Below are 9,289 nucleotides of genomic sequence, written 5' to 3'. Positions count from 1 at the left end.
CATTCTTCGTCGGAAATATCGGTCGGATATGGCTTACGAGGCTTCATCCGTATACGTTAGCGTGACAAGAGCAAAGTTCATAACACGCTCTAGTGGACAGCGGCGTGATCCGCCGCAAGGTGCACGACGATCCGGCGCTGATGCAGCGCATCGCCGACGGCAGCGCCGATGCGGCCGATCACGCGCGCCTGGCCCGCGAAGGCGAGTTTCTGCATGGGGCGTTCTATCTCGGCTCGCCGGATTTCTACCAGTGGCTACGCGAGCTGGATGCAGACACGCGCGATGCCATCGGCATGCGTCGCATCAGCGAGATCAACCAGCTGTATGGCGGCAACGAAGCGCTGGAGCGGCTGCAACGCCGCGATGCGCGCTTCTTCAACTCCTGCATGATGGCCACCGCGCTCGGCGCGGCGGTGTCCGACGGGCTGGAAGATGGCCGCGTGGTTTCCGGCGTCGGCGGCCAGTACAACTTCGTGGCGATGGCGCATGCCCTGCCGCAGGCGCGCAGCGCGTTGATGCTGCGGGCCACGCGCGATGCCGGTGCACACGCAGCGAGCAATGTGCGCTGGAACTACGGGCACACCACCATCCCGCGCCATCTGCGCGATCTGTACATCACCGAGTACGGCATCGCCGACCTGCGCCACCAGACCGATCAGGATTGCGTGCTGGCGATGGCCGGCATCTGCGATGCACGCTTCCAGGACGCGTTGCTGGCAACCGCCAAGGCATCGCGCAAGCTACGTGGCGACCCTGCACTGCCTGCGCGTGCGCAACGCAACACGCCGCAGGCACTGCAACAGGCGCTGGCGCCGTTCCGCCGCGATGGCAGCCTGCCCGACTACCCGCTCGGCAGCGACTTCACCGGAGTCGAGCAACACCTGCTGCGCGCCCTGAGCTGGCTCAAACGCGCAACCGCCGGCAATAGCGCAACGCTGACGACCGTCTGGCGCGCACTGCTGTCACGCGAGAGCGGCGATGCAGACGATGCCGCTACTTTGCAACGGATGGCACTGGATGCGCCACGCAGCATCGGCGAACGGCTGCAGGCGCGGCTGCTGGCGTATGCCTTGCAAAAGACCAGAGTGCACTGAAGCGCCCGTGTCGCGAAAAGCGATGCCATGGCGCGTTTTTCGCACTGTGACGCACGACGGCAATACGGCGGAAAGCCTTGCGTCAAATTTGGCCCGGATGATGGCGACCACCTTCTTTCCGGCCTGGCTGCATGCGCTGCTTATTCGTTGTTTCGGCTGTGAATCCAGGCGATGACCGCACAGCGAAGCCAGCGCGCGCAAGGCGAAGCAATACACGCAGCGCTGCATTCCTTGGCCTGCTGATGCTGGCCGGTGTGACCGCGCATGCCGCGCCTCGCCTCACCGATCTGCAATACATCGGTAGCCACAACAGCTACCACGCCGGCTTCGCCCCCAGCGAGGCGACGCTGCTGCAACGACTGAGTCCGGAGCTGTTCGCGGCACTGGATTACCGCCATCCACCGCTGAGGCAACAACTGGACGATGGCGTCAGACAACTCGAACTGGATGTCTTTGCCGATGCCAACGGTGGTCGCTACGCACACCCGGCCAGCGTCGCGCAGATCGCCAAGGCCGGCTTGCCGCCCGCACCGCCCAGCGCACCGGCCGGAGTGATGGACAAACCCGGCTTCAAGGTCATGCACGTGCAGGACGTGGACCAGCGCAGCAACTGCCAGCCCTTGATCGCGTGCCTGCAGGAAGTGCGCGCGTGGTCGAAGCAGCACCCCGGGCATGTGCCGATCTTCATCCTGCTGGAAACCAAGCAGGCGCCGGTGCAACTGGCGTTTCCGACCGTGCAGCCGGAGCCGTTCGATCCGGCGGCGATGGATGCATTGGATGCCGAACTGCACTCGGTGTTTGGACCCGGCGAGTACCTCAGCCCCGATCAGGTCCGTGGCACCGCAGCCACGCTCAACGCCGCAGTGCTTGCGCACGGCTGGCCGTCGTTGAGCGAGGCACGCGGCAAGGTGGTGTTCCTGCTCGACCAACGGGCGGCCGGTGCCAGCTACCTGCCCGGGCATCCGTCGCTGCGCGGACGCGTGTGCTTCACCAATGCGGTGCCTGGCCAAGACGATGCCGCGTTCACCGAACTCAACGATGGCCCCGCCGAGACGATCACCCAATTGGTGAAAGCCGGCTATCTGGTGCGCACGCGTACCGACGCCGACCTGAAGGAAGCGCTGCAACACGACACCACCCGCCGCGACCGCATGCTGGCCAGCGGCGCGCAGTTGCTCAGCACCGACTTCCCCGCACATGAGCCGGCCGGCAACGGCTACGTGGTGCGCTTCGAAGGCGATGCGGTCGCACGCTGCAATCCGCAGCTGGCGCAGGCGCACTGCAAGGGCGCCGACCTCGGGCATTGAGTCGGGGTCACTGCCGTCGTCGCAATCTCCGCACCACACACAGACCTGTCGCAACCGAAGGCGTCGGCGATGCACACCCGCACCCGCGATACGCGGGCCGGGCACCCACGTTCTCCAACCACGCGAGCCAAAGCATGCAGTCCCCACGCACCACCCATCGCCTGACCTGCGCCATCGCGCTGGCACTGTCCGCGCCGGCGTTTGCCGAGACACCGGCGCTCGGCACCACCACGCTGGATTCGGTCAACGTGCAGGCCAAGCACGCCGCCACGCCGGGATCGCTCAACGAACAGCGCCTGTCCAGCAGCGTCAACAGCGTGATGAGCAAGCAGCAGATCGATGCGATCCCTTCCGGCGGCATCGCCGATGTCGTGTCGCACATGCCGGGCCTGTCCGCATACAGCGACATGCATCTGGGCCAGGCCACCACCGGCGAAAACGCCTACGTCAGCATTCGCGGCATGGACGCCAGCTACAACGCCTACACGCTCAACGGCTTCGGCATGCCGGAAACCGATTCGTCGACGCGCGCAATCTCGTTGAACATGCTGGCGCCGTTCGGCATCCAGTCGGTGCAGGTGTCCAAATCCCCAACGCCCGACATGCCCGGCGACTCGATCGGCGGCGCGATCGACATGCGCACGCCCAATGCCTTCGACTTCGACCAGGATGTCTACGCCAAGAGTACCGCGCAGGGCCAGTTCAATGCGCTGGCCTCGGAGCTGGGCGGCAAGGACAGCGGCGGCACCTTCCAGCAGGAGCTGGCCTGGAAGTTTGGCGATGGCCATGCCTTCGGCCTCTACGCATCGGCCTATTACGGCAGGAACAACAACATGGCGCAGGCGCCGGCGCCCAACAGCAAATACGTTCCGGCCGATCCCGCCCTCGCCACTGCAACCGACCTGCGCGATGTCGGGCCATTGATCAACACCCGCTACAAGTACAGCCTGTACACCAGCCAGATCGAACGCTATGGCGGCAACCTCTCGCTGGATTGGCAAGGCGACAACAACGCGCTGTATGCGCGTGCGATCTACGGCAGCTACGGCGTCACCGGGCAACAGGACCAGTCCAGCGCGCGCCTGGAAACCTATCGCAACCAACCCACCGCCGTGCGTGGCGGCTACTTCAACACGCACGATATCGACGAAAAACTGGCGACGCTGCAGTTGGGAGGCCAGACCACGCTGGGCCGCTTGCGCTTCGACTACGGCAGCTCGGTCGGTCGCGGCACCCGCAGCCGCCCGGACTACGTGTCGGCAAGCCTGTATGGCTTTACGCCCGGCAGCTTCGCCTTCGACCTCAGCAACCCCCGCTATCCCAGCATCGCGCCAAGCACGCCTGGCCTGCAGGACTTCTTCTACAACCTGGATGCGTCGTTGCTGTGGAAGGTGCAGGGGCACGACGCCGGCAGTCACGACAACCGCGTCAACGCACACACCGATATCACCTACCAGGTCGATGGCGATGTGCTGGACAGCGTCAAGCTCGGTCTGTCTGCCGACCACTCCGACCGCGGCGCCTACGATCACCCGTTCTTCCACAAGGACGGCAACTTCGTCACCAACGGGCCGTATTTTGGCGGACCCAATTACGCCTTCCCCACCGCAGGCGGACCGCCGCTGAGCGCGATCCCGGGCCGCGTCACCTATCACGCCTTCGACGGCCGCTACGCCGGCCCGTTCAAGCAGCTGGACCGCAACTGGATGCGTGCGCAGGCGCTGCCCTACAAGTACGTCAACGATCCCAACGGCGCAGGCGTCTATACCGCCAACGACTACAACGCCAACACCACCTCCAGCACCGAGGCGATCTATTCCGGTTATGCAATGGCCGCGCTGCATGTCGGCTCGGTGAGCGTGTTGCCCGGTGTGCGCTACGAGTTGACGCGCTATGCGGCCGACTCCTGGCAATCCAGCGGCGATGGCAGCACCGGCAGCTTCGTCGGCACCGGCAGCACCTATGGGCAAGTGCTGCCGGGCATCAGCATCAACTATCGGCCGGATGATCTCACCGTGTATCGGGCTTCGTTGCGGCGCAGTTTCAGCCGCCCGGCGTTCGGCCTGATTTCCGGCGAGACGGTGTACACCATCGACGATACCCAGCAGGTGGTCGGCATCTCCAGGCCCAATCCCGATCTGCAGCCGAGCAAGGCCGACAACGCCGATCTCTCCGCCGAGTTCTACGACCACAGCGGCGGCGTGCTCAGCGCATCGACCTATTACAAGCGCATCACCGGCTTCATCTACACCTCGCAATCGGCGACCAGCAACGACAACACCCTGGGCGGGCTGGTGCCGACCGGCACCACCTTCGAAAACGGCGTGCCGGTGACCATGCCGCAGAACGGCGGCACCGCCAGGCTCTATGGACTGGAGCTGGCAGCGAGCAAGCGCCTGCAGGAGTTGCCGGGCCTGTGGAGCAACGTCGGCGTCACCGCCAACCTCACGCTGCAGCACAGCGAAGCGGACAGCAAGCGCAGCGATCAACCGGAAAAGACCTGGCTGCCACGCGCGCCCGAGCGCATCTACAACCTGGATCTGTTCTACGACGATACGCATCTGCGCACCGACCTGAGCTACAACTACACCGGCCTGCAATTGCTGGGGCTGACCAGCGACCGGCTCAACTATTACCTGCAACCGGTCAAATCGCTGGACTTCACCGCGACCTATCATCTGCCGCACCACGTCGATGTCGGGGTGTCGGCCAAGAACCTGCTCAATGCCGCCACGTTCTACGAAACCCAGGGCAAGTCCAGGCGCTACATGGCCTACGACCCCGGCGCCGACGGCGCCTATGTACAGACCGGACGGGTGTACATGCTGACGTTGGGCTACACCTACTGACGGCAGCCCTGCACAGCTGCGGCGCAATGTCTGCAGCTGCAGGGACCGGGTCTGCACCGATCCGTATCGATCGCCTGCCTGTCAGTCAGGCGATCGATCGCGGCGTGGCGTGGCGCAGCACTCTCTCTGCCAACCGGGTGGAAGCAGCAGCAACAGGCGGCGGCATCGAATCGGCAGCCGCGCACAGGCGAGACAGCAGGTATCCGCTTCTGACCCGCATCCCGACAGCATCCCCAGTCAGTCCCGGTGCAGCCATTTCACGCAGACCACGCAGGCGGCTGGGGCAAGGTGCGCGCATGCCTCTTCCGGACCTGCTCATGCCACCACGCATCCACGCTCGCGCCTGCTTGCTCGCCCTCGCTCTCGGCACCTCCCTGTCCGCCCTGGCGCAAGCGCCGCAGCCCGCCGCCGCACCTGCGCCGGCACCTGCAGCAACGCCCGCTGCGACAGTCGTGCCGACCGGCCCGCGCTCGGATCTGCATGCGCAGGTGCTGCTGGATCGCGCGCATTTCTCGCCGGGGCAGATCGACGGCGAGCGTGGTTCCAATCAGAAGCGTGCGGTGTCGGGGTTTCAGGCCGCGCACAGGATCAAGGTCACCGGTGAGCTGGATGACGCCACCTGGCAGGCCTTGCAGGCCGACACCACGCCGGCCCTGGTGCAGTACACGCTCACCGATGCCGATGTTGCCGGCCCGTTCCAGCCGATTCCGAAAGGACCGGCCGAACAGGCCAAGCTGACGTCGCTGGGCTACACCTCGGTGGACGAGGCGCTGGGCGAGCGTTTCCATGCCGCTCCGGAGCTGCTGCGCCAACTCAACCCCGGCGTGGATTTGAGCAAGGCCGGTGGCGTGATCCAGGTACCGAACATCGACGGCGTCCCGCCGCTGGCCAAGCCGGCCAAGCTGGTGGTCGACAAGTCCGACTCGACGCTGCGCCTGTTAGATGCCGACGGCAAGGTGTATGCGCAGTTCCCGGTGTCCTCCGGCAGCAAGCACGATCCGCTGCCGATCGGCCGCTGGAAGGTGCTGGGCGTGGCGCGCGACCCGGTGTTCAAGTACAACCCCAAGCTGTTCTGGGACGCGAAGAAGGGCGATCAGAAGGCTACCTTGCCGTCGGGCCCGAACAATCCGGTCGGACGCGTCTGGATCGATCTGTCCAAGCCGCATTACGGCCTGCACGGCACGCCGGAACCCGGTCATGTCGGCAAGACCGAATCGCACGGCTGCGTGCGCCTGACCAACTGGGACGTGGTCACTCTGGCCAGCGTGGTCGGCCCGTCCATGCCGGTGGTGATGCAGGAGTAAGCATGAAACTGCTGATGATGCTGGTGGTCGGTGTCCTGCTCGGTGCAGCCGGCTATTGGTGGCTGGAACGCCAGGCACCACAGGCGGCGGTGGCACCGGCGTCCGCAGCTGCACCCACGGTGACAGCGCAGCCCAACGCGCCAGAGGCGGCAATGGCAACGTCTTCTGCGGCTCCAGCGGTTGCCGCACCGTCGCCGTCCACCGAGACGATGCCCGCTGCAGACACGCCAGCCGCGCCTGCGTCTGCAGCCGCTCCTGAGGCTGCGAATTCAGGCAGCGGCCTGCTGATTCCGGTGCAAGGCATCAGCAGCGGCCAACTGCAGGACACCTTTACCGATGCACGCAGCGAAGGTCGCGTACACGATGCCATCGACATTCTTGCACCGACCGGCACACCGGTGATTGCAGTTGCAGACGGTACGGTCGAGAAACTGTTCAACAGCGAGCGCGGTGGCCTGACCGTGTACCAGTTCGATCCGAACGGCACGTACTGCTACTACTACGCACACCTGGAACGCTACGCCGATGGTCTGGCAGAAAAGCAGGCAATCAAGCGCGGCCAGGTCATCGGCTACGTCGGCAGCACCGGCAATGCCGATCCTGCCGCACCGCATCTGCACTTCGAGATCCACCGCCTGGGGCCGGAAAAACAATGGTGGAAGGGAGAGGTCTTGAATCCCTACCCCGTATTGCATGGCGACCAGACCTTGCAGTGATGCACCGAGCAGCGATGCAGACCCGGGCCTGCGCGTGATGCGCAGGCCTGTGCATTCAGATCAACATGCCGCCCGATACCTCGATGCGCTGCGCATTGATCCACCCGGTTCCCGGCGCGAGTAATGCGGCGACCACCGGCCCGATATCGTCCGGCAGCCCTGGGCGTCCCAGCGCCGTGACCGACGACACCATCGCATTGACCTGTGGGTTATCGCGCACATTGCCGCCGTTGAAGTCTGTCTCGATCGCACCCGGCGCCAGCGTATTGGCACGAATGCCACGCGCGCCCAGTTCCTTGGCCAGATAGCGGGTGAACACCTCCACCCCGCCTTTCATCATCGCGTAAGCCGAGGCACCGGGCAGCGCGAAACGTGCCAGGCCGCTGGATACGTTGAGGATGCGTCCGCCGTCGGCGATCAACGGCAGCAATGCCTGGGTCAGGAAATACGGCCCCTTGAGATGGATGTTGACCAGCGCATCGAACTGCGCCGGCGTGGTGTCGGCGATGGCCGCGTGCAGCCCGGTACCCGCGTTGTTGACCAGCGCATCGAACTGCGTGCGGTCCCAGCCGGCCAGCACCTGCTTCAACTGCGCAGCGAATGCCGCGAACGACTCGGCGTCGGCAACATCCAGCGGCAGTGCCTGCGCGCGGCGGCCAAGCGTGTGGATCTCGGCGACCACCGCAGCGGCCTCATCTGCCTGGCTGCGATAGGTCAGCACGATATCGCTGCCGTCCGCAGCGAGTGCAAGCGCAGCATTGCGGCCCAGGCCGCGGCTGCCGCCGGTGATCAGGGTGATCGGTGTGGTGGTCGACATGATGGACTCCGTTGCGTGTTGGGAAGCGATTTGGGGCGATCACCAAAGCTGGTGCGAGACCGCAGGGCGGACGTGACGTTGTCTGACCGCACCAAGACTATTGCGCTTGCCGCGCCGTATAAATCAGTCCAACCTGATTGCACCGTTCAAGAACGTCGACCAATTCATGGATAGCCTGGAGTCGCTACACGCCTTCCTGCGCGTCGCCGAGCTCGGCAGCTTCACCCGCGCCGCCGAAACGCCGGGCCTGCCCAAGGCCAGCGTCTCCACCGCCGTGCAGCGGCTCGAAGCCTCGCTGGGGACGCAGCTTTTGCATCGCACGACGCGCCGCGTGCAACTCACCGGCGACGGCACCGCGTTCTACCAGCGCAGCCGCGATCTGCTCGACGACATGGACGAATTGCAGAGCATGTTTCAGCGCGAACGCAGCCAGCTGCGCGGGCGCCTGCGGGTGGACATGTCCTCCGGCGTCGCGCGCAATTTCGTGATTCCCGCACTGCCCACGTTCCTGGCGCAGCACCCGCAGCTGGAAGTGGAAATCAGCGGCACCGACCGCCGCGTCGATGTGGTGCGCGAAGGCTTCGACTGCGTGGTGCGCGTGGGCACGCTCGAAGACACCAACCTGGTCGCACGCCCGCTCGGCGTGTTTCGCATCATCAACTGCGCCAGTGCCGACTACCTCGCACGACGGGGCATGCCGCAGCGCCTGGACGATCTGGCTCACCACGACCTGGTGCATTACGCGCCGACGCTGGGCCAGCGATCGTCCGGCTTCGAGTACCGCGATGGACCGGCCTACCAGCTACTGCCGATGCGCGGCCCGGTGACGGTCAACAACGGCGATGCCTATCTTGCTGCCGCATTGGCGGGCCTGGGCATCATCCAGGCGCCGGCCAGCCCGTTGCGCCCACACCTGGACAGCGGCGCCTTGATCGAGCTGCTGGCGGCCATTGCGCCGGAACCGATGCCGGTCACGCTGCTCTACGCGCAGCGTCGCCATCTGCCGCAACGCGTAGGTGCGTTCATGGACTGGGTTGCGCAGGTGATGGCGCCGCATCTGGACCCGCTGTAGCCCTGACCATCGATGCGATTGCCGGCACGTCTTCGCGGGCCTGTTAACACATCCGAAGCCCATCAACGACCAGGACGAAGTTGAGGAATCCAAGGAACATGACGTCCAACTTCTCGAAGCGCGTGAAAAT

General features: G+C 65.2%; 6 protein-coding genes and 2 pseudogenes. 6 read left to right on the top strand and 2 right to left on the bottom strand.

All coding sequences use genetic code 11. From position 1 onward, the window contains the following. Window positions 1–89 precede the first annotated feature (89 nt). The 5 genes and pseudogenes from XarbCFBP7408_RS21290 to XarbCFBP7408_RS21270 form a co-directional block, all read left to right on the top strand. A pseudogene (locus XarbCFBP7408_RS21290) lies at window positions 90–1,094 on the top strand (acetyl-CoA hydrolase/transferase C-terminal domain-containing protein); the annotation flags it as partial. Between the two features lie 131 nt (window positions 1,095–1,225). Continuing rightward, complete coding sequence (locus tag XarbCFBP7408_RS21285; RefSeq protein ID WP_104564622.1) at window positions 1,226–2,401, top strand: phosphatidylinositol-specific phospholipase C1-like protein; 1,176 nt, start codon at window positions 1,226–1,228, stop codon at window positions 2,399–2,401. Between the two features lie 134 nt (window positions 2,402–2,535). Then, entirely contained in the window at window positions 2,536–5,250 is a 2,715-nt protein-coding gene (locus tag XarbCFBP7408_RS21280; RefSeq protein ID WP_104564621.1) for a TonB-dependent receptor, read from the top strand. A gap of 374 nt (window positions 5,251–5,624) precedes the next feature. Next, a complete protein-coding gene (locus XarbCFBP7408_RS21275; protein WP_181107093.1) occupies window positions 5,625–6,554 on the top strand; it encodes a L,D-transpeptidase family protein in 930 nt (309 codons plus the stop codon). A gap of 2 nt (window positions 6,555–6,556) precedes the next feature. Beyond that, window positions 6,557–7,270: a M23 family metallopeptidase gene (locus XarbCFBP7408_RS21270; RefSeq protein WP_104564619.1), complete on the top strand. Its 714-nt coding sequence runs from the start codon at window positions 6,557–6,559 to the stop codon at window positions 7,268–7,270. A gap of 55 nt (window positions 7,271–7,325) precedes the next feature. On the opposite strand, the gene XarbCFBP7408_RS21265 is transcribed toward XarbCFBP7408_RS21270, so the two are convergent. After that, window positions 7,326–8,087 carry an SDR family NAD(P)-dependent oxidoreductase gene (locus XarbCFBP7408_RS21265; RefSeq protein WP_104564618.1) on the bottom strand — a complete coding sequence of 254 codons (762 nt, stop codon included), beginning with the start codon at window positions 8,085–8,087 and terminating at the stop codon, window positions 7,326–7,328. A 100-nt stretch (window positions 8,088–8,187) separates the two neighbouring features. Here XarbCFBP7408_RS21265 and XarbCFBP7408_RS21260 point away from each other — a divergent pair, with 100 nt between their 5' ends. Then, window positions 8,188–9,159 carry a LysR family transcriptional regulator gene (locus XarbCFBP7408_RS21260; protein WP_181107090.1) on the top strand — a complete coding sequence of 324 codons (972 nt, stop codon included), beginning with the start codon at window positions 8,188–8,190 and terminating at the stop codon, window positions 9,157–9,159. A gap of 43 nt (window positions 9,160–9,202) precedes the next feature. Here XarbCFBP7408_RS21260 and XarbCFBP7408_RS21255 read toward each other — a convergent pair. Next, window positions 9,203–9,289, bottom strand: a pseudogene (locus XarbCFBP7408_RS21255) (IS5-like element ISCARN85 family transposase); the annotation flags it as partial.

This window comes from Xanthomonas arboricola pv. guizotiae, from assembly GCF_002940205.1.
GTDB lineage: Bacteria > Pseudomonadota > Gammaproteobacteria > Xanthomonadales > Xanthomonadaceae > Xanthomonas > Xanthomonas arboricola_C.
The sequence above is the reverse complement of the archived record's forward strand: the minus strand, read 5'-3'. Positions and strand labels throughout refer to the sequence as shown.

Coding starts and splice junctions, on each gene's coding strand:
- XarbCFBP7408_RS21285 (WP_104564622.1), top strand. CDS start 1,226: ATGCGCTGCTTATTCGTTGTTTCGGCTGTGAATCCAGGCGATGACCGC.
- XarbCFBP7408_RS21280 (WP_104564621.1), top strand. CDS start 2,536: ATGCAGTCCCCACGCACCACCCATCGCCTGACCTGCGCCATCGCGCTG.
- XarbCFBP7408_RS21270 (WP_104564619.1), top strand. CDS start 6,557: ATGAAACTGCTGATGATGCTGGTGGTCGGTGTCCTGCTCGGTGCAGCC.
- XarbCFBP7408_RS21265 (WP_104564618.1), bottom strand. CDS start 8,087: ATGTCGACCACCACACCGATCACCCTGATCACCGGCGGCAGCCGCGGC.